The sequence below is a fragment of the Deinococcus murrayi DSM 11303 genome (assembly GCF_000482805.1).
GTDB lineage: Bacteria > Deinococcota > Deinococci > Deinococcales > Deinococcaceae > Deinococcus > Deinococcus murrayi.
In genome coordinates, this window is the sequence record NZ_AXWT01000017.1 from 95,274 (window position 1) to 115,000 (window position 19,727).

Consider the following 19,727-nt stretch of genomic DNA (forward strand, 5'->3'; position numbering starts at 1 on the left):
AATGCACGCCCCAGCTCCAGCGCCAGCGCTTCAGCGGAACAGGCGCAGCAGGAGGCTCAGCAGGACGCTGACCACGAGCATGCTGACCCAGGGCACAAAGATGAACGTGCCCCCGCTCTGGGAACGGATATCGCCGGGCAGCCGCCCAAACCACCCGAAGAGGGTTCGCAGCGTGCCCGGACTGTAGGCGAGCAGCAGCCCCAGCAAGATGGCCACCACCCCGGCCAGAATCAGAACTTTGGCAAGTGTCGGCATGGGCTGAAGAACCGGGTGAGGTCCGGAAGCGGCCCGCGCGCCCCACGCGGTGACGTGAAGGCGGGGGCCGCTCCAGAAAGCGGAAGAGGAAGCCTTAGGCGGTCGGGGCGGAGGCTTCGCTTGCGGGGGGCGCGTCCTCGGTGCGAGCGGCGCTGGCCTTGGCGCGGGGGGCAGCCTTGGGGGCCATAATCATGTTCATGTCCATGCCCATCATGGACGGGGTGCCTTCCGGCGTGCCCACATCGGCCAGGGTATCGGCGACGCGGTGCAGGATGCGCTCGCCGAGTTCGGGGTGGGTGCGCTCGCGGCCACGGAACATGATGGTGACCTTGACCTTGTGGCCGTCTTCGAGGAAGCGGCGAACGTGTCCGGTTTTGGTCTTGAAGTCGTGGTCGTCGATTTTGACCCGGAACTTGATGGCCTTGACTTCCTGGGCGCGGGCACGCTTGCGGTTTTCTTTTTCGTTTTGCTGCTGCTCGTAGCGGAAGCGGCCATAGTCGAGCAGGCGGCAAACGGGTGGGACGGCCTGCGGGCTGACCATGACGAGGTCGAGGCCCTTGTCACGCGCCATCGCCAGCGCGTCACGCGTGTCGATGATGCCCACTTGCTCGCCCTCGGCTCCAATCAGACGAATCTGACGGACGCGAATCTGCTCGTTGACCTTGTGTTCTTTCGCTATTGCAATCACCTCCGCACGTTTCCCGCACGCTGGCGGGCAAACGGCTGTGTCCACCTCGTCGGCGTGACGAAATAGTCTACCACGCGCCCCCCCGTGCCCGGCATGCTGAGCGCCATGACCGCTCCCACTCCTACCCCCACTCCTGCTCCTGCTCCTGCTCCCGCTTCGCTCCGCACCTACGGTCCGCTGCAAGCCCGCGACCCTGACCTTGAAGGACTGCTCACCGACGGGCTGGGCGGCTTTGCCCTGAGCAGCCTTGCTGGAGTGCCCACCCGCTGTTATTCGGGCCTGGCGGTGAGCCATCAGCCCCCAGTGGGCCGCTGGCAGCATCTCGTCTCACCGCTGGAACGGCTGGAGACGGGCCGGGGCGAGGTGACCCTGCACGCGCTGGAGCTGGCCCCGAACGTCTTCGAGGGAGACGGCCTGACCTGGCTTGCCGGGGTCACGTTGCGCGACCTGCTGCCCGAACGCGAGCAGTTCGTGGGAGGCGTGCGGGTGCGGCGGCGCAGCTTCATGCCCCGGCATTCGGGGGGGGTCGCCTTTTTGTACGAGGTCGAAGCGCGGGAGGCCGTCACGCTCACCCTGGGCGGCTTTTTTGCCGACCGGGACATGCACCACATGCACGCGCAGGCACCGGAGCTGACCTTCGCGCTAGAGGGCACGCGTGCTCTCGTGCGCGGCACGCGGGAAACATGGGTGAGGCTGCACGCCCCCGCTGCGGCGGTGGAGACGCTGACGCCCCGGCCCTTCACCCAGCGCGTCTACTTCCGGCATGACGCGGCGCGGGGCGAGCCGGAGACTGAGCGGGCCTTGGGGGCAGCGCTGTGGCGGGTGACGCTGCCGCCGGGCGGGGGCCGGGTTGCGCTGGTCGTGGGGGGGCTGGCAGGCGAGCTGCCAGACCCCTGGGTCGCCTACGACGCCGAAGCCACCCGGCGACGGGCACTTGTAGAGCGGGCGTGGGAGGCGACCGGGCTGCCCGGCGACGACCTCATCGCGACCCTCGCCGTGGCCGCCGACGCCTACCTCGTGCGGCGGGGAGAAGCGGGCCTCAGCGTCATCGCGGGCTACCCCTGGTTCGCGGACTGGGGGCGCGACACCATGATTGCCCTGAGCGGGCTGACCCTGACAACCGGGCGCTTTGGGGAAGCCCGCGCCCTGCTGGAGACGTTCCTGGGCACCCTGCGCCGGGGCCTCACGCCCAACAACTTCCTGGAGGACGGCAGCGGGGCCGGCTACAACACGGTGGACGGGGCGCTGTGGCTGGCGGTCGCCCTGGAGCGGTATGTGGGGACGACCCATGACCTCGCCTTTGCACGGGCGGCGCTGCCCCGCTTGCGCGAACTGCTGGAGTGGCACGTGCGCGGCACCGACCACGGCATCCGGGTCGACCCCGCGAGCGGCCTGCTGCTCGCCGGAGAGCCGGGGGTGCAGCTCACCTGGATGGACGTCAAGATTGCCGACTGGGTGGTCACCCCCCGCCACGGCCACCCGATCGAGATTCAGGGGCTGTGGCTCGCGGCGCTGGGGGCCGAAGGGCGGCTCTCACGCCTGTTGGGAGAAGCGCCCCAGTACGGTCCCCTCCGCGCTCAAGCGCAGGCCAGCTTCGCGGGGTTCCTGACCGGCGACTTTCCCGCCGACACCCTCGTGCCGGGACAGGAAGCCGACCGCAGCCTCCGCCCCAATGCCCTCCTCGCGCTGGCGCTGCCCGACACGCCCGCTACTCCGGCGCAGGTGGAAGCGGCGCTGCGGCGGGCCGAGGCCGAGCTGCTGACCCCGCTGGGGCTGCACACCCTCAGCCCCCTCGACCCGCGCTTCCGGGGCAACTACGGCGGTGACCAGCTCGTGCGCGACGCGGCCTACCACCAGGGCACCGTCTGGCCGTGGCCACTGGGGGCTTACATCGACCTGCTGCTCTCGCGGGGGGAGGTGGCCCGCGCCCGCGCCGCCCTGCGGGGGCTGACCGGGCACCTGGGGGAAGCGGGGGTGGGCCACGTCAGCGAGGTCTTCGCGGGGGGCAGCCTGCGGCCCGGCGGCTGCCCCTTTCAGGCCTGGAGCGTGGCCGAGTTGCTGCGGGCACACGTGGCCGTCGCGCGGGCGGAGCGGGGGGCGCGGGGGCTGCCCCTAAGCCCCTAAGGACGGCGGAAAGGCCGTGTGGCGGCCCCCGGACGGGCTGGCCCCAGCACACTTATGCCCCCTTGACGCCCCCCCAGCGGGGGCCTACAGTTCGTGTCATGGAGACACTTTCGCTGCCCCCCCAGGCGACCCCGGTCGGGCTGGCGGTAGACGTGGCGGCCTTTGCCATGCACGGGGGCGAGTTGCAGGTGCTGCTCGTGCAGCGCGGCGAGCTGCCCCATGCCCGCGCCTGGGCGCTGCCCGGCGGGTTCGTGCAGCCCGGCGAAGACCTGCACGAGGCAGCCCTGCGCGAGCTGCGGACCGAGACGGCGGTCACGCTGGAGCCGCGGCACCTCGAGCAGTTCTATACCTTTGGGGCACCGGGCCGGGACCCCCGCGGGCGCGTCGTGTCGGTCGCGCACCTCGCGGTGCTCGCGCACGGCACGGTGCAGGTCACGGGGGGCGGGCACACTTTGGGAGCGGGGTGGTTTCCGGCGCACCGCCCGCCCCCCCTCGCCTTTGACCACGCCACCATCCTGACGCGGGCGCTGGGGCGGCTGCGGGTGCGGCTGGAGTACGCCCACCTCGCGCTGGAGTTCTTGCCCGACACCTTTACCCTCCCCGAACTCCAGCGGGTCCACGAGGCCATCCTCGACCGCCCCCTCGACAAGCGCAACTTTCGCAAGCGCCTGCTCGCGCAGGGGGTGCTTGTGCCCAGCGGCGAGCGGCGCAGCGGGCCGGGCCGCCCCGCGCAGCTCTACCGCCGGGCGAAGGGGACGCGGACGGCGGCGCTGTAGCGCTGCTCCCTTCAGGCGCGCTGCGTTCTGCCCCCCACCTTCGGCCCCCCGGCCCCCCCGTAGAATGGCCGCAGCTATGGACATGAAAAAGCTTATGAAGCAGATGCAGCAGGCGCAGGTCGCCGCCGCCAAGATTCAGGAGAACCTCGCCGCGCAGTCGGTGGAGGGCACGGCGAGCGGCCTGGTGACCGTCACCATGAATGGGCACGGCAAAGTCACGGCCCTCAACATCAAGCCCGAAGCGGTGGACCCGAACGACGTGGAAGCCCTCGAAGACCTGCTGCTCGTGGCCCTGCAAGACGCCTCGGCCAAGGCGGACGCCCTCCAGCAGGAGGCGACGCGCGGGCTGGGGCTGCCCGGCTTCTGATGGGGGGCCGTCAGCGGGGGCAGGCATGAAATACCCGCCCAGCTTGGTCGCCCTCATCCGCGAGCTGTCGCGCCTGCCGGGCATCGGCCCGAAGAGTGCCCAGCGCCTCGCCTTTCACCTCTTCGAGCAACCGCGCGAGGACATCGAGCGGCTGGCCGGGGCGCTGCTCGCGGCCAAGAGCGAGCTGCACACCTGCCCGGTCTGCTTCAACATCACCGACGCCGAGCGCTGCGACGTGTGCAGCGACCCCTCGCGGGACCAGGGGGTTATCTGCGTGGTCGAGGAACCGGGCGATGTCATCGCCATCGAGCGCAGCGGCGAGTACCGGGGCCTCTATCACGTCCTGCACGGGGTTCTCAGTCCGATGAACGGGGTCGGCCCAGAGCGGCTGCACATCCGCCCGCTGCTGCCGCGGGTCCGGGAGGGCATGGAGGTCATCCTGGCGACCGGGACCACCGTGGAGGGCGACGCCACCGCGCTTTACCTGCAGCGGCTGCTGGAGCCGCTCGGCGCGGTCGTAAGCCGCATCGCCTATGGCCTCCCGGTGGGCGGGGCGCTGGAGTACGCCGACGAAGTGACCCTGGGCCGGGCGCTCAGTGGCCGCCGCCGGGTCAGCGAGACCCCCGCCCCCCGCCCGCAGGAGAACGAGGGCAGCGGCCCCACCCCCAGTCCCCAGTAAGACGGTCCCCCCGCTGACGGGCCGGGAGCCGAGTACACTGCTCGCATGCCTGTGCCTGCCCCCCTGCGCGTGCTCGGCGCGGCCCTGCTCGCCCTGAGCGCCCCCCCCGCCCTGGCCCTGGTGGTGCCCCTGAGGGGCTGGACCCCGGTCGGCGGCAACGCGGACGTCTGGGCGGACGCGTCGGGCGCTTGCCTCATCCGCGAGGAGCGGCACGGGCAGGCCCTGCCCGCCTTTGCCACCCAAGCGGCGGCCCGCACCTTTGCCGTGCGGCTTCAGCGCACCCTGAGCGGCCAAAAAGCCGTCTCCGAGGTCGTGACCCAGCCTGCCCAGCGGGGCGAGACGTGGGCGGTGCTCGCCGCCTACGCCCTGGAGGCGAACGGGGTGACCTACCGCATCAGCCAGCTCTACCTCAGCGACGCGGGCCTGCTGCGGACCGTAACAGGCAGCAGCGCCCAGCATGAGGCCAGCCCCTGCGTGAACGAGATGCGCGAGTTTCTGCGGCACGGGGCAAAGTAGCGGGCACAGACGCCCCACCGGACCCGCTCCCCTGCCCCCTATGGCCCGCCGCGTCAACCCCATTCAGGATCGTGCCCGCCGCGCTGCCCTGGAGCGGGCCGCTTATTTTGCCCTTTACGAACGCGGGTACGCAGGGGTCACCCTGGCCGACATCGCCCGGCACGCGGGGGTCAGCAAGGGCACGCTGGCCTACCACTTCGGGAGCCGGGCGGGGCTGCTCGCCGCCGTGATGCGCCGCTTTACCCGCACGGTCACGGTCGCCACCCGCCGGGCGCTGCGGCTGGCCGCCTCCCCCGAAGCCAAGCTGCGGGCGTACGTGGACAACCAGTTCTACGGGGTGGAAAACACCCGGCGCTTTTACACGGTGTCGCTCGACTTTCTGGCCGCCGCCACCCGCGACCCAGAGCTGATGGCGGTGCAGCGGGATTTCCTGCGCGAGACGCTCGCCCTCGACCTCGAACTTGCGCGGCTGGGCGGCGAGGAGGGGGCAGAGGAACGGGCGCGGCTGCTGCGGGCGCTCGTCGAGGGCCTCAGCGTGCGCTTTCTGGCCGACCCGGAGCCGGACCTGGAGGCGTACCGGGCGGAGTGTCTGCGGGGGCTGCGGGCGCTGCTGGGGTGGCCTCCGGTTCCCTAAGGGCCGCGAGCGCTGCCGCCAAGAGCCTTGCGCCTTCCACCAGCCGGGGACCGGGACGGCCCAGGCCGCTTTCGGGCACTGCGGCGACGGGCACCCCCAGTCCCCGCGCCTCGATGACCTCCGGACGCAGCTTTTTCGCCCCGCACCACGAGCAGACGATGAGGTCGGGCCGCGCTGCCCGCACTTCCTCCAGGGTGAGGGGCGAGCTGCGGCCTGCCCGGTCGCCCAGGGCGTTCACCGCCCCCAGCCCGGCGAGAAGGTCCGTGACCCACGACTCGCGGGTCGCCGCGATGATGGGCCGCGGCCACCACTCCACGAGCACGCGGGGAGGCCGGGCGAAGGGGGAGGCCAGCGCCTCCAGGTCGGCCTTTAGCGTGTCCGCGACCGCCGCGCCCCGCCCTGGGCAGCCGATGGCCGCCGCGATGGTCCGGATGTCGGCCAGAGTATCCTCCACGCTCACGGGGTCGAGAACCAGGGTGGGCAGCCCGGCCCGCTCCAGGCCCTCTACCACCCGTTCCATCCCCGGCACGCTGAGGCTGGCGAGCACGAGGTCGGGCCGCGCCGCCGCGACTGCCGCGATGTCGATGCCGAGGTCGGGGCCGACCCGCACGGCCCCTTCCAGGCCGGGCGCGTCGCTGTGGTTGTCTGCGGCGACGACCTGCCCCGCCGCGCCCAGGGCCGCGAGGATGTCCGAGTTGGAGGCCGTCAGCGAAGCGAGACGCATGCCCTCAGGGTAGCCCGCGCCCCCGCCCACAGGTCAAAGGCCCCCTGACCGCGTGGTAGGCTGCGAGCAGTATGAAGAACACCTTTGCCGTCACCATGACGCTGCTGCTGGCGTTCACGCTGGGCGGCTCGTATGCCGGGTACCGCCTCGCGACGGCCTCCCACCACGCTGCAGCACACAAGGACGAGGCCAAGGGCGGCGCAGCATCGATTGGCGACCCCACCACCCAGGGCGTCAAGAGCGAGGAAGCCCCGTCCCCCACGAGCGCGGCGACCCAGGGGTCTGACCAGCTCACCCAGCCGCAGGGTGACGCCCGCCCGGAGACGCTCGGCGGCGAGCAGTCCGGCGAAAACGGCGCGGTCGCCGCTCCCGCCGGGCAAGAGGGCGGCGGCACCGAGGAAAGCCCGGCGAGCGGCGACGGGGTGGGCGGCCAGGAGGAGACGAGCGGCGTGTCCTCGCCCACCGCGACGGAAGGCGGCGATGAGGGGACCGAGGTGGGCCAGACCGGGGCCTCCAACGTCGAGAAGGCGGGCGCGGCCAACCCCAACATCGAGGACAGCAAAGCCGCCGAAATCTCCGACGCCCTGGGCGGCGAAAACCGCAACGACAACCAGGCTCCGCCCCGCCAGCAGGAGAACGGCCAGCAGGGGCCGGGCGACGGCACGGACAACGCCGCCCCCACCCCGCCCACCCAGACCAACAACTGAACACCTCCCCCCTGAGTGCCCCCCCGCCCCCGTGCGCGGGGGTTTTCTCCTGCCTGTTTCGCCCTGGGCAGTCGCCCTATCCTGGCCCCATGCCGGGTCCCTTGCTCTCTCCCCTCCCGCTGCCAGACTGGCCCGCGCAGGAGGCCACCCCGCAGGCGCTGCCGGGGGCAGCGGGCCTGCTGCTCCCCCATGACGGCGGGCCGGTCGCGGACGTGCGGGAGCGCCCCGACCGCTGGGCGCTGCTGAAGCTGGCGGCGGCAGCGTTGCGGGGGGACGTGCCCACCCTCGCCTGGGGGACGGGCGCGGCGCTCGCGGGGCGGGCGCTGGGGGCACGGGTGCATCCCGGTGGCCCCGCCGGGGAGTGGGCCGAAGCGCCGCGTGGGGCGATCGTCCACACCTGGGAGGGAGAACGGCCCCTCCACTGGACCCACGGTTCCCTGACCGCCTGGGCTGGGCCGACCCTCCCGCCGGAGCTGCGGGCCAGCTTCCTGGCCGGGCTGGAGGCGGCCCCGCCCCGCCTTCCCGCCACCCCCCTGGAAGCCGTCGGCGGCGAGGCGGCGCTGCGGCCCCTGCTCGCCGACTTCTACGCGCGGGCGCGGGCCGACGCGCTGCTGGGACCCGTCTTCGCGGCGCACGTGCAGGACTGGGAGGCCCACCTGGAGCGCGTCACCGCCTTCTGGGTGACGATGCTGGGGGGCAGTCCGGCGTGGCGCGGGAACCTCAACCCCATTCACGCGGGGCTGGGCCTCCGTGGGGAACATCTGGAGCGTTGGCTGGCCCTGTTCGGGGAGGCGGCGCGGGCACACCTGCCGCCGGGGGCCGCTGACCTGCTGCTCGCCCGCGCCGGGGCGATGGGGGCGCGGCTGGGGAACCGTGCCCGGCCAGGGCGCGTAGGCTAGGGGGTATGGTCAACATTCCCTTCCTGCCCCGGTCCGGCGACCCCCTGCCGGACGGCGTGACCCGGCCCACCTGGGTCGTCCTCGACCTGCACGGGGCGTATCCGGCGCGGCAGCCGAGCAACCCCATCCAGGCCCTGCTCCACCGCACCGAGACCCTGGAGGCGCTGGAAGCCCGCGCCGAGAAGCTGCGGCGGGCCGGGTGGCTGCACGGCGTCCTGGTGCGCTTTTCCGAGTTCACGGCCTCCCCCGCGACGGCGCACGCGGTTCGGGGCATCCTCTCGCGGCTCTCGGCGGAAAAGCGGGTGGTGGCTTTCCTCCCGCAGCTCACCATGACGGGCCTGATTGCGGCGAGCGGTGCCCGCGAACTCGTCGCGCCCGAATCGGCGGACGTGCTGGTGCCGGGCTTCGGGCTGGAGCAGACCTTCCTGGGCGAGTTCCTGCGCAAGAGTGGCATCGAGTTCGAGAACCTGCGTATCCGCGAGTACAAGGCGGCCCTGACCCGCTTCTCGCAAGACCAGATGGACGACGCCAACCGCGAGCAGCTCACCGCTTACCTGCACGGCCTGGAGACGGCCTGGGCGCGGGACCTCGCGGCGGCCCGCGGCGTGAGCGAGGACGTGGCCCGCTCCTGGCTGACGGGCGACCTGACGAGCGCCCAGGGCGCGAAGGAGGCGGGCCTCATCGACCGGGTGGCCTACGAGGACGACCTGATTGGCCCCGGCACCCGGCCCCTCGCGGCGGTGCTCGACCTCCTGAGGCCCGCCAAGCCGAGCCAGCCCAAGGCCGGACGGGTCGCCGTGGTGTCCGTCGTGGGCACCATCGTCACGGGCAAGAGCAAGACCAACCCCCTCCCGCTGCCGCTGCTGGGCGGCCCGCAGGCGGGGTCCGATACCGTGGTCGCGGCGCTGCGGCACGCCAAAAAGGACAAGACGACGAAGGCCATCGTCCTGTATGTGGACAGCGGCGGCGGCTCGGCCCTGGCCTCCGACCTGATTTGGCGCGAGGTGGCCACGAGTGAGAAGCCCGTCGTCGCCGTGATGGGCGAGTACGCGGCGAGCGGGGGGTACTACGTCCTCACGCACGCGAAGCATGTGGTCGCCAGCCCCTACACCCTCACGGGCAGCATCGGCGTGGTGAGCGGCAAGCCCGTCTTGCGCGAGTTCAACGCCCGCCACGGATTGAAACCCGAAGCGGTGGGCCGCGAGCGGGCGCTGATGTACTCGGCCTCGCGTCCCTTTTCGGAGGATGAGCGCGAGCAGGTCAAGCGCGGCATCTCCGAGGTCTACGACCGCTTTGTGAGCCGAGTGGCCGAGGGCCGCAAAATGAGCGCCGAGCGCGTCAACGACATCGGGCGGGGCCGCATCTGGAGCGGGCTGGACGCGCTGGAACTCGGCCTCGTCGACGAACTCGGCGACCTTCAGACCGGATTGGCGCGGGCGCGTGAGCTGGCGGGCCTTCCCCACGACGCCCCCGCCTGGAACGCTGGCCCCGCCAAGACCGGCCCCTTCCCGGAGTTCGCCCGCGAAGCCGCCGATGCCGCCCGCGTGTCCGTGTGGCCCTTTGGCCGCGAGCGGGTCCTGACGTGGTTCGACCAAGAGGTGCGGGTGCGCTGAAATCCTCGTAGAGTAAACACAACCTAAAGGTGTGGCTCATGTATCCCCCCCCCCGCGCTTAGACTTCCCTCATCACCACAGGTTGAAAGGGAGGTTCTCTGAAGGAGCTCAACGCAGTATTGGCCGCTCTCATTTTGTCGTCCGCTTTGGGTGTGGCACAGGCTCGTGATGCTGGTTCTTCGCCGGAGTGGTGTGGGTACGGAAGTGAGTACGTCTCCGCCGATCTTTTCGAACTCTGCTTCCGCTGAAGTGACAGGAGGTTAGGTATGCAGATGGACTATCGCCTTCGCGACATGGCCTTTCGCCAGCAGTACCACGACGAGCATGGCCTGTTCAGCATGTGCCTCTACGACCCGCTCATCTCGCGTGACCGTCCCTTGAAGCTGCCCAACCTGCGGGCACTCCTCGCGCGGGTGGGGGCGGGGTGGCGCGTGCCCCGTACCCCGGTCCAGCTCGCACGGGCCTGACGGCTGGCCCGAAAGCCGCACCCCATAAAACAACGAGGCCCCGGAAGCGCCGACACTTCCGGGGCCTCGCCTTACGTCACGGCTTCAGCCCAACGCCGCCTCGTATGCCGCAATCTGTCCCCGAATCACGTCCAGGCTCCCTTCCCAGAAGTCGGGCGCGTGCAGGTCGATGCCGAATCCAGCGGCCAGGGTGCGGGCGTCGGCCAATCCGGTGCCCGACAGCAGCTCGTCGTAGCGGCGCTGGAAGTCGGCAGCCTCACCCCGCTCCTTGGCCGCCCGGTACTGAGCGTACAGCCCCAGGCCAAAGAGCAGCCCGAAGGTGTACGGGTAGTTGTAAAAGCTCAGGCTGTAGTAGTGCGGCTTGACCGCCCACATATAGGGGTGGGTGCTCGCCAGCGCGTCCCCGTACGTCTCGCGCTGCGCCCAGGTCATCAGGTCATTGATTTCCGGCGGGGTGAGGTCGCGTTCGGCGCGTTTCTCGAAGACGGCCCGCTCGAAGAGGAAGCGGGAGTGGATGTCCACGACAACCTGCGCGTGCCCCAGCAGTTGCGTCTCCAGGACGTAGAGGCGTTCCTCGCCCTCCGAGCGCTCCAGGGCCGCGTTCTGAATGATGGTCTCGCAGAAGATGGAGGCGGTCTCGGCCAGGGTCATCGGCGTCTCGCGTTGCAGCGGCGTGCGTGGGGCCTTGAGGAGGTTGTGATAGCCGTGCCCCAGCTCGTGCGCGAGGGTGGACACGCTGTCGAGGCTGGGGTCGTGGTTCATCAGGATGCGGCTCTCGTCGCCCTGCCAGCCCATGCAAAAGGCCCCGCCCCGCTTGCCATCGCGCGGCCCGGCGTCAATCCAGTCCCCCGCGAAAGCGCGGGCAGCGTAGTCCCCCAGCCGGTCCGAGTACGAGCGGAACTGTTCTTCCACGAAGCGGGTGCCCGCCTCGTAGGTCCACTCGGTCTGCGAGCGGCCCACGGGCGCGAAGAGGTCCCACCAGTCGAGCTGCCCTTTACCCAGCGCCCGCGCCTTCGCCGCAAAGTAGCGCCGGAAGTCGGGAAAGGAGCGCACGACCGCCCCCTGCATGGCCTCCAGCGTCTCGCGGTCGATGCCGTGCGTGAGCAGGCTGGGGGCCACCGCGTCGGGGAAGCTCCGGCGGGCGGCGAGGGTGCCTTCCTCGCCCTTGACGCCGTTGAGGGCCGCGGCAAGGACGACCTCGGCCCCCTGCCACACCTTCAGTTCGGCCTCGTAAGCGTCGCGCCGCACGCTCTCATCGGGGTCGGTCGCCAGGGCACGCAGGGCGGTCACGGGCAAGGACTGCCCCCGGAACTCGCCGCGCAACTGGCTGGAGACGTTGCCGTGCAACTTGGCCCAGCCCCCCGCCCCGCTGGGCCGCAACCGGGCGGCGAGGTCTTCTTCCTGGGGGGTCATCTGGTACCGTGCCCGCTCGGCGCTCCGGCGGATGAAGTGTTCATGCTGCCGCGCCACCTCGGACCCCCGCAGCAGCGCTTCCACGTCCTGCCCCCCCAGCCAGGCGGTCAGGCGCGAGCGCAGCGGCCCCAGCGGTAGGGTCAGGGTGGTCAGCTCGCCCATCTTCTGCTGGGCGAGGGCGTCGCGGCTGTCGGTCGTCACGAAGGCCGAGATGAAGCCCCGCAGGGTCGTCAGGCGGGTCAGGAGCGCGTTCAGGCCGCCCAGCACGGCTTCCAGGACCTCCGGGGTGGCGGGGTCGCCGTCCTTGCGAACGCCAAAGCGGTCAAAGGTCGCCTCCAGCGCGGCCACCTCCTCCCCCAGGGCGGCGAGGTCCGCGTTCAGGCGGGGGTCTTGCAGGCCCGCATAGAGGTCGTCGGTGCGCCAGCGGGGCAACTCGCGGGGTTGGGTTGTGGTCATGGCGGGAGGCTAGCAGAGGGAGGGGGAGCGGCGGAGCCTTGGCCAGATGGCTTAGGCGGGAAGCGCCGCCCTCCCCGCCCCTTCAGACTTTTCCACCAGCGCCAGCACTCGCTCGGCCACGTTGACGAGGTGGTCACCCAGGCGCTCCAGGCTGCGGGCCATGCGGTGCGCGGCGAGGGCGACTTCTACGTCGTCGGGGCGCTCGTGCAGCCGGGTCAGGCTGGCCCGCAGCATCTGCTCGTAGAGGGCGTCCACTTCCTCCTCGTCGAGCCGGATGACCTCGCGGGCCGCCGCTGCGTCGCGCTCGGCAAAGGCGTAGGCGAGGCGCTCCAGCATGGTCGTCAGCAGGCCCACGAGCGGCAGCACGTCTTGCAGGGTGGCCGAGCGGGTGCGCGGGGCGAGGCGCTCCAGGTCGCGGGCCACTCCCAGGGCGTAGTCGCCCACCCGTTCGAGGTTGGTCAGGCTGCGAAAGACCAGCAGGTGAAAAGCGAGCTTCTCCGGCTCCAGCGGGCGCGCAAAGGCCGCGAGGCAGGCGTCTTCCAGCTCGCGCTCCAGCGCGTTTGTCTCGCGCTCCAGCTCGCCCGCACGGGCGGTGAGTCCGGCGTATTCGGCGCGGCGGGCGGCGTCGCGCACGGCCTCCAACTCTTCGAGGGCGAGGCTGAGCATCCGCAAAAAGCGGGCCGTCACCGTGGCTTCTCTCGCCGCACCCCACGTCATGGGTTCAGTATGGGCGCGGACCATGATGGGCACGTCAGCCTTACCCGAAGCGGCCCGTCACGTAGGCTTCGGTCCGCTCGTCGCGGGGGCTGGTAAAGACCTGGTCGGTCGCGCCGTGCTCGACGAGGTCGCCGTTGAGGAAAAAGGAAGTCGTGTCCGACACGCGGGCCGCTTGGTGCATGTTGTGGGTCACGATGAGGATGGTGGTGACCTGTTTGAGGCCCGTCATCAGGTCCTCGATGCGGGCGGTGCTCGCGGGGTCGAGGGCCGAGGTTGGCTCATCCATCAAGAGCAGCTCTGGCTCGACGGCCAGGGCGCGGGCGATGCACAGGCGCTGCTGCTGCCCCCCGGAGAGGCCCGTCGCCGGGGTCTTGAGGCGGTCTTTGACCTCATCCCACAGGGCGGCACCGCGCAGCGAGCGCTCGGCGACATCCATCAACCGGGCGCGGTCGCGGACCCCGGCGAGCTTCAGGCCGCTTACCACGTTGTCAAAGACGCTCATGGTGGGAAAGGGGTTGGGCTTCTGGAAGACCATCCCGACCCGGCGGCGCATGGTCACCGGGTCCACGCCGGGGCCGTACACGTCCTCGCCGTCGAGCACGATGCGGCCCGTGACGCGGGCACCGGGCGTCAGGTCGTGCATGCGGTTGATGGCCCGCAGGAAGGTGGTCTTGCCGCACCCCGAAGGGCCGATGAGGGCGTTGACGGTTCCGCGCTGCACCGTGAGGTTGACGTCACGCACGGCCTGCTTGTCGCCGTAGTAGATGCTGACATTTTGAGCAGAAAGGAGGGGGGTCGACATGTGAACAAACTCCTTGGAGGGAAAAAACTAGCGCCGCCGACTCGCCCGCCGCGCCAGCAAGCTGGTGGCGAAGATAATCAGAATCAGCAGCAGCGCTCCGGCCTTGGCAAGGCGCTGGTTTTCGTCGTAGGCGCTCGTCGCCCCCCGGTAGATTTCCAGCGGGAGCGCACTCATGGGCTTGGTGGGGTCGAGGTTGACCAGGGGATTGCCGAAAGCCGTAAAGAGCAGCGGGGCGGCTTCGCCCGCGACCCGCGCCAGCGCCAGCATCACGCCGGTGATGATGCCCCCGGCGGCGGCGGGCAGCACGATGCGCAGGATGACCAGCCACTGCGGCAACCCCAGGCTGAGGCCCGCTTCCCGCACGGTGACGGGCACGAGCTTGAGGACTTCTTCGGTCGTGCGGACCACGATGGGAATCATCAGGAACCCCAGGGCGACCGCCCCCGCCAGTCCGGAGAAGCCGAACTGCAAGACAATCAGGCCGTAGGCCACCAGGCCCATCACAATGGCCGGAATGCCCGCCAGCACGTCGCTGAGCATCCGCACGGTGGGCATCAGGGGATGTCGGGGGTACTCGGCGAGGAAAATGCCCCCCGCCACGCCCACCCCGACGCCCAGCACGCTCGCCATCGCCAGCATCTGGAGGCTGCCCAGAATCGCATTCAGCAGGCCGCCGCCCGTCTCGCCTTCCGGTGCGGGCGTCCGGGTGAAAAACTCCAGGTTCATCGCCCCCAGGCCCTCGCGCAGCAGGTAGAAGAAAATCAGGAGCAGGGGCGCGACCACGACCACGGTCGAGAGGGCAATCAACACCCCCATGAGCAGGTTGCGCAGGCGGCGGGCCGCGCTCAGGCGGGGCCGGGGCCGCCCGGAGAGAGGCGTCGACTGAGCCGTCATTGAATCCCCTTCGGGGTCAGCCGCGCGATGACCACGCGGGCGAGAAAGTTCACGGCCACGCTGAGGAAAAAGAGGCCCAGGCCCAGCGCGACCACGCTGGAGCGGTGCAGCCTTTCTTGCGCGTCCCCAAACTGATTGGCAATCACGGAAGCCATCGTGCTGGCCCCGCCCCACAGGCTCTTGATGATTTCTTGGCTGTCTCCAATCACCATCGCCACCGCCAGCGTCTCGCCGAGCGCCCGGCCCAGCGCCAGAATCACGCCCCCCAGGATGCCCGCGCGGGCGTAGGGCAAGATGGCCCGCGAGATGACCTCCCACTTCGTCGCGCCCAGGGCGTACATCGCCTCGCGCTGGTCAGCGGGCACCAGCCGGATAACGTCCCGCGCTACCGACGCCGTGTAGGGCAGAATCATCACCGTCAAGATGATGATGGCCAGGGCCAGCCCACGCCCGTCAAAGGCGCTGGGCACGAAAAAGCATTGCAAGGTGGTCTGCCCGCTGTTCCAGAGGTCCTGGCAGCGGGTATAGAGGGCCACGTTGGCCGGGTCCGCAAAAAAGCCCTGCTGCCAGCGGCCCAGGATGGGCGCAATCACGAACAAGGCCCACAGCCCGTACACCACGCTGGGCACGGCGGCCAGCAGCTCGATGAGGTAGCCTACCGGGTTGGCCAGCCACTTCGGGGCGTATTCGGCGACGAACAGAGCGCTGGCCACCGCGAGCGGCACACTCAGGACCAGCGCGGCGAGGCTGGTGACCAGGGTGCCAATCAGCATCTGGGCCGCGCCGAACTGCCCACTCACCGGGTTCCAAGTGCGCTCGGTGTAAAAGCTTAGGCCGAACTCGCGCAGGGCGGGCCAGGACTCGCGCCCCAACTGGTAGACGCTCAGCACAAACACCAACACAATCACTGAGGCGAGCGCGAGAATCAGGCCCTGAAAAGTCCGGTCACTCCGCGCCGACAAAGGGGCGCGGGTCAGCGGGCGGGGGCGTACAGGTTCATTCATGGATTCATGACCTCTGGCAAACAGTTCAGCGCGGCGGCGTCAGGGCCACGTCAGGGGTCAGGGACGGAGGGACGCGGGCAGCGAACCGGGCGGCTCCCCCATTTCGGAGAGCCGCCCGCGTGAGGAAGTCAGGCGTTTAGAGCTTTTTCCCGCCGTAGGTCATCGAGGCGATGATGTTGCGCGCCTTGTTCGCCACCGCCGGGGGCAGCTTGGCGTAGTCCAGACCCTCGTTGTAAGCCTGCCCCTTGGTGACCATCCAGGTCAGCAGGTTCTTCAGGGCCTTGGCCTGCGCCTCGGTGCGGTTGCCGTACTTCTGCTCGGCGTAGAAAATCACGTAGGTGAAGCTGGCGATGGGGTAAGCGTCCCGGTTGGCGCTGTTCGTCAGGCTGACACGGGTGTCGGCGGGAATCACGACGCCCTGTGCGGCGAGGCTCGCGGGACCGTTATCGGCGAGCACGTCCTTGCCCGCACGGTTGCGCACGCTCCCGAAGGGCAGCTTGTTCTGCTTGGCGTACACCAGCTCGACGTACCCAATCGCGCCAGGGGTGCTCTTGACGACGCCCGCCACCCCGTCGTTGCCCCTGGCCCCGGTGCCGGTGGGCCACTGGAGGCTGTTGCCCACGCCCACCTTGTCGCGCCACTCGGCGCTCACCTTGCTGAGGTAGTCCGCGAAAACGTAGGTCGTGCCCGAACCGTCGCTGCGGCGCACCACCGTGATGGGGAGGCCAGGCAGGGTGACGCCGGGGTTAAGCGACGCAATCGCCTTGTCGTTCCAGGTGCGAATCTTGCCCAGGTAGATGTCGGCGAGCACCTTGCCCGTAAACTTCAGGGGCTGCGTCACACCGGGCACGTTGTAGGCGGGCACGACCGCCCCGATGGCGGTGGGCACGTGCAGCAGCTTGCCAGGAGCCGCTTTCATCGCCTCGTCGCTCATGGGGTTATCCGACCCGGCGAAGTCCACGGTGCGCTCGGTAATCTGTTTCTGGCCCGCACCACTGCCCACCGACTGGTAGTTCACGCTGACGCCCGTTTCCGAGCGGTACTCCGCAAACATCTTGGAGTACAGCGGGAAGGGGAAAGACGCCCCGGCCCCCGTAATCGTCTGTGCGGCGGCCTGCGAAGCGGTGGCAGTCGTGACCAGGGCGAGGCCCAGGAGGAAGGTCTTCTTCATGGCCCCAGGGTGCCGCCCCCACGTCAGCGCAACGTCACCGGTGTGTCAGCGGAAAGTCAGGCGAGTGGATGCCCCCACGCTTCAGTCCGCAGCGTTCCCCTGCGCGTATTGGAGGCGGTGCAGCCGGGCGTAGTAGCCGCCCTTTTCCAGCAGCGCCCGGTGACTGCCCTGCTCGACGATGCGGCCCTTGCGCATGACCACGATGCGGTCACAGTGCTCGATGGTGGAGAGGCGGTGGGCGATGATGATGGAGGTCCGGCCTTTCATCACCCGCAAGAGGGCCTGCTGAATCCGCAGCTCGGTCTCGGTGTCCACGTTGGCGGTCGCCTCGTCGAGCACGAGCAGGATGTCGGGGTTTTGGATGAGGGCGCGGGCAAAGGCGAGAAGCTGCTTTTGCCCGGTCGAGAGGGTCGCGCCGCGCTCGCGCACCTCGGTCTGGTAGCCCTCCGGCAGCGAGACGATGTAGTCGTGGACGCCCACGTACTGGCAGGCCTCGACGACCCGCTCGTGCGAGATGGCCGGGTTATTCAGGGTCAGGTTGCTCTCGATGGTCCCGGCAAAGAGGAACACGTCCTGGAGCACCACCCCCACATGCCGCCGCAGGTCGTGCTGCGCGAGGTCGCGGACGTCGTGGCCGTCCACCCGCACCGCGCCCCGCTGCACGTCGTAAAAGCGGCTCACGAGCGCCGTCACGCTCGTCTTGCCCGCCCCGGTTGCGCCGACGAGGGCCACGCTCTCGCCGGGCTGAATGTCGAGGTCGATGCCGCGCAGAATCCAGCGGTCATCCGTGTCGGGCGTGCTCGCGGTGACGGCCTGGTCGTAAGCGAACCACACGCCATCAAAGGTCACCCGGCCCTCGAACGGCTCCAGGGTCGCCGCGCCGGGCTTGTCCTGAATCTTTTCCTCGGTGTCGAGCACTTCAAAGATGCGCTCGCTGCTCGCCATCGCCGCTTGCAGGTTGTTGAACACGTCCGCGAGGTCCTGGATGGGCTGGAAGAGGTTGGTCGTCCAGCCGATAAAGGCGACCAGCGTCCCCACCGTCACGCCCGTCGTGGCGGCGACCCCGGCGGCGTCCTGGTTCAGCAGCCGGGTGGCCGCGAAGTACAGCACCAGCGCGATGCCCACCTGCCCCAGCACCGCCATCACGGGCATAAAGAGCGAGAACCATTTCACCGAGTTCTCGTTGGCGGTCAGAAGCGCCCGGTTGGCGTGGTCAAAGTCAAGGGCCATGCGCCGCTCGCGCCCAAAGAGCTGCACGGTGGTCATCCCGGTGATGTTTTCGTTGAGCTTGGAGTTCACGACCGCCTGCTGAAAGCGGTTGTTGCGAAACGCCTCGCGCAGGTGCCGCCGGAAGTAGTTGGACGCCAGGTACATCATGGGCAGCACGCTGAAGCTCACCAGCCCCAGCCGCCAGTCCACGCTGAGCATGATGACCGCGTAGGCCACGATGAGAAACGCACTCTGAATCAGGCTGACCAGCCCGCCCGTCAGAAACTGGTTGATGGCGTCCACATCGCTGGTGACGCGAGTAATCAGGCGGCCCACCGGGTTCTGGTCGAAATAGGCGAGGTGCAGCCGCTGAAGCTTGGTAAACACGTCCGCCCGGATGTCGCGCAGCACGTTCTGACCCAAGTAGCCGATGGTCAGGATGGAGCCGTACTGCACCGCGAACTCCAGTACCTTCAGGCCCATGTAGGTCAGCGCGGCCACCGTCAGCGTTCGCAAGAGCGGCTCGCGGTCGGCGGTCACTCCGGTCACAAAGGGGGTCAGCGCGTGGTCGATGGCATAGCGCTGAATGAGGCCGAACAGTGGCTGAATGCCCGAAAAGGCCAGCGAGAGCAGCACCGCGCCCACCACCAGCGCCAGATACGGCCTGAGGTAGCGGAAGATGCGCCGGGTGAGCTGGGCGTCAAACGCGGCCTTGCTCGGTTCGGGGGGAAGGGGAGCACCTGCGGTCACTTCACGGCCTCCTGAGGGATGGGCTGATGTTCCAGAGCGTCGGCAGCGACTTCTGCGTCCCGAATCGGCTCGTCGTCGGCGTCAAGGTCCGAAGCGAGGCGTTGGAGCCGCTCAAGCTCGGCGTAGTGGCCCCCGGCGGCCACGAGGTCGTCGTGGGTGCCCTGCTCGACCAGCCGCCCGCCGTCGAGGACGACAATCTGGTCGGCGTGGCGCAGGGTGCTGATGCGGTGGCCTATCAGAATCACGGTACGGCCCCGCGCCACCTCGCGCAGCCCGTCGAGGATGCGCCGCTCGGTCTCGGTATCCACCGCCGAGAGGCTGTCGTCAAGCACGAGAATGGCGGGGTCGCGCACGATGGCCCGCGCAATCGCGGTGCGCTGCCGCTGTCCGCCCGATAGGGTGACCCCACGCTCGCCCAGCACCGTGTCGTAGCCCTGCGGAAAGTCCTCCACGTCCCCGGCGAGGCCCGCGAGCCGTGCGGCCTCGCGCACCCGCTCCATGTCGGGATTGGGGGGAATGTCGGGGGGCGGCGGCGCTCCCACCACGCTCACTCCGGTGGGCACCTCCGGCAGGTCCCGGTTGCCCATGCCGAAACCGATGTTGTTGGCGATCGAGTCGCTGAAGAGGAAAGGCTCTTGCGGCACCACGCTGATGTGGTCGCGCAGGGTCCGCAGCGGAATCGTCCGCACGTCGTGCCCGTCGACCCGCACCACGCCGGAGGTCGGGTCCATCGAGCGGGTCAGCAGTTGCCCCAGGACCGTCTTGCCGCTCCCGGTCGGCCCGGTCACCCCCAGGAAGGTCCCGGCAGGCACCCGCAGGCTCACGTCCTCCAGCACGGTGCGCTCGCCGTAGCGCAGGGTCA

Annotated in this window: 21 protein-coding genes (1 of these 21 only partly in view); 10 read left to right on the top strand and 11 right to left on the bottom strand. The window is 69.8% G+C overall.

Annotation, left to right across the window (positions count from 1 at the left end; translation table 11 throughout):
• Positions 1-30 precede the first annotated feature (30 nt).
• Positions 31-255, bottom strand: coding sequence for a DUF2905 family protein (locus H565_RS0103230; protein ID WP_027459777.1), 225 nt, complete (start codon positions 253-255; stop codon positions 31-33).
• A 94-nt stretch (positions 256-349) separates the two neighbouring features.
• Positions 350-943 (bottom strand): translation initiation factor IF-3, encoded by a 594-nt coding sequence (gene infC / locus H565_RS0103235; protein WP_027459778.1) that lies wholly within the window; start codon positions 941-943, stop codon positions 350-352.
• A 105-nt stretch (positions 944-1,048) separates the two neighbouring features.
• On the opposite strand from infC, the gene H565_RS0103240 reads away from it, so the two are divergent.
• The 6 genes from H565_RS0103240 to H565_RS0103265 all read left to right on the top strand — a co-directional run bounded on the left by H565_RS0103240 (position 1,049) and on the right by H565_RS0103265 (position 6,039).
• Positions 1,049-3,067 (top strand): amylo-alpha-1,6-glucosidase, encoded by a 2,019-nt coding sequence (locus tag H565_RS0103240; protein WP_051363391.1) that lies wholly within the window; start codon positions 1,049-1,051, stop codon positions 3,065-3,067.
• A 98-nt stretch (positions 3,068-3,165) separates the two neighbouring features.
• Positions 3,166-3,843 (top strand): NUDIX hydrolase, encoded by a 678-nt coding sequence (locus tag H565_RS0103245; protein ID WP_027459780.1) that lies wholly within the window; start codon positions 3,166-3,168, stop codon positions 3,841-3,843.
• Positions 3,844-3,919: 76 nt separating this feature from the next.
• Positions 3,920-4,210 (top strand): YbaB/EbfC family nucleoid-associated protein, encoded by a 291-nt coding sequence (locus tag H565_RS0103250; RefSeq protein ID WP_027459781.1) that lies wholly within the window; start codon positions 3,920-3,922, stop codon positions 4,208-4,210.
• 25 nt (positions 4,211-4,235) lie between these two features.
• Positions 4,236-4,889 carry a recombination mediator RecR gene (recR, locus tag H565_RS0103255; protein WP_027459782.1) on the top strand — a complete coding sequence of 218 codons (654 nt, stop codon included), beginning with the start codon at positions 4,236-4,238 and terminating at the stop codon, positions 4,887-4,889.
• Between the two features lie 45 nt (positions 4,890-4,934).
• Complete coding sequence (locus tag H565_RS0103260) at positions 4,935-5,405, top strand: hypothetical protein (protein WP_034408201.1); 471 nt, start codon at positions 4,935-4,937, stop codon at positions 5,403-5,405.
• Positions 5,406-5,445: 40 nt separating this feature from the next.
• Positions 5,446-6,039 (top strand): TetR/AcrR family transcriptional regulator, encoded by a 594-nt coding sequence (locus H565_RS0103265; RefSeq protein WP_027459784.1) that lies wholly within the window; start codon positions 5,446-5,448, stop codon positions 6,037-6,039.
• On the opposite strand, the gene H565_RS14165 is transcribed toward H565_RS0103265, so the two are convergent.
• The gene (locus H565_RS14165) at positions 5,936-6,763 is read right to left on the bottom strand and encodes a helical backbone metal receptor (RefSeq protein ID WP_084542875.1); all 828 of its coding nucleotides are present in this window, start codon (positions 6,761-6,763) and stop codon (positions 5,936-5,938) included. The two genes, H565_RS0103265 and H565_RS14165, sit on opposite strands and share 104 nt — an antisense overlap.
• Positions 6,764-6,834: 71 nt before the next feature.
• Here H565_RS14165 and H565_RS0103275 point away from each other — a divergent pair, with 71 nt between their 5' ends.
• The 4 genes from H565_RS0103275 to H565_RS16260 all read left to right on the top strand — a co-directional run bounded on the left by H565_RS0103275 (position 6,835) and on the right by H565_RS16260 (position 10,449).
• Complete coding sequence (locus H565_RS0103275) at positions 6,835-7,470, top strand: hypothetical protein (RefSeq protein ID WP_027459786.1); 636 nt, start codon at positions 6,835-6,837, stop codon at positions 7,468-7,470.
• Positions 7,471-7,559: 89 nt separating this feature from the next.
• The gene (locus H565_RS15635; protein ID WP_027459787.1) at positions 7,560-8,369 is read left to right on the top strand and encodes a group III truncated hemoglobin; all 810 of its coding nucleotides are present in this window, start codon (positions 7,560-7,562) and stop codon (positions 8,367-8,369) included.
• 5 nt (positions 8,370-8,374) lie between these two features.
• Entirely contained in the window at positions 8,375-9,982 is a 1,608-nt protein-coding gene (locus H565_RS0103285; RefSeq protein ID WP_027459788.1) for a S49 family peptidase, read from the top strand.
• A gap of 272 nt (positions 9,983-10,254) precedes the next feature.
• Complete coding sequence (locus H565_RS16260; RefSeq protein WP_157468860.1) at positions 10,255-10,449, top strand: hypothetical protein; 195 nt, start codon at positions 10,255-10,257, stop codon at positions 10,447-10,449.
• A gap of 84 nt (positions 10,450-10,533) precedes the next feature.
• Here H565_RS16260 and H565_RS0103295 read toward each other — a convergent pair whose 3' ends face one another.
• The 8 genes from H565_RS0103295 to H565_RS0103330 all read right to left on the bottom strand — a co-directional run.
• Positions 10,534-12,318, bottom strand: a complete 1,785-nt coding sequence (locus H565_RS0103295) for a M3 family oligoendopeptidase (protein WP_027459790.1) — start codon at positions 12,316-12,318, stop codon at positions 10,534-10,536.
• 51 nt (positions 12,319-12,369) lie between these two features.
• Positions 12,370-13,035 (bottom strand): phosphate signaling complex PhoU family protein, encoded by a 666-nt coding sequence (locus H565_RS0103300; protein ID WP_027459791.1) that lies wholly within the window; start codon positions 13,033-13,035, stop codon positions 12,370-12,372.
• 40 nt (positions 13,036-13,075) lie between these two features.
• Positions 13,076-13,837 (bottom strand): phosphate ABC transporter ATP-binding protein PstB, encoded by a 762-nt coding sequence (gene pstB / locus H565_RS0103305; protein ID WP_027459792.1) that lies wholly within the window; start codon positions 13,835-13,837, stop codon positions 13,076-13,078.
• A gap of 27 nt (positions 13,838-13,864) precedes the next feature.
• Positions 13,865-14,731: a phosphate ABC transporter permease PstA gene (pstA, locus tag H565_RS14175; protein ID WP_034404464.1), complete on the bottom strand. Its 867-nt coding sequence runs from the start codon at positions 14,729-14,731 to the stop codon at positions 13,865-13,867.
• Positions 14,728-15,735: a phosphate ABC transporter permease subunit PstC gene (pstC, locus tag H565_RS0103315; protein ID WP_027459793.1), complete on the bottom strand. Its 1,008-nt coding sequence runs from the start codon at positions 15,733-15,735 to the stop codon at positions 14,728-14,730. The genes pstA and pstC overlap by 4 nt, the downstream gene beginning before the upstream one ends.
• 136 nt (positions 15,736-15,871) lie before the next feature.
• Entirely contained in the window at positions 15,872-16,906 is a 1,035-nt protein-coding gene (gene pstS / locus H565_RS0103320; RefSeq protein WP_027459794.1) for a phosphate ABC transporter substrate-binding protein PstS, read from the bottom strand.
• 81 nt (positions 16,907-16,987) lie between these two features.
• Complete coding sequence (locus H565_RS0103325; protein ID WP_027459795.1) at positions 16,988-18,865, bottom strand: ABC transporter ATP-binding protein; 1,878 nt, start codon at positions 18,863-18,865, stop codon at positions 16,988-16,990.
• A protein-coding gene (locus H565_RS0103330) for an ABC transporter ATP-binding protein (protein ID WP_027459796.1) crosses the window boundary here: on the bottom strand, positions 18,862-19,727 show its end. Its footprint extends 1,057 nt past the window's final position; the window shows 866 of its 1,923 coding nt (coding positions 1,058-1,923); its start codon lies off the right edge, out of view; it ends in the stop codon at positions 18,862-18,864. Before H565_RS0103330 ends, H565_RS0103325 begins: the two co-directional genes overlap by 4 nt.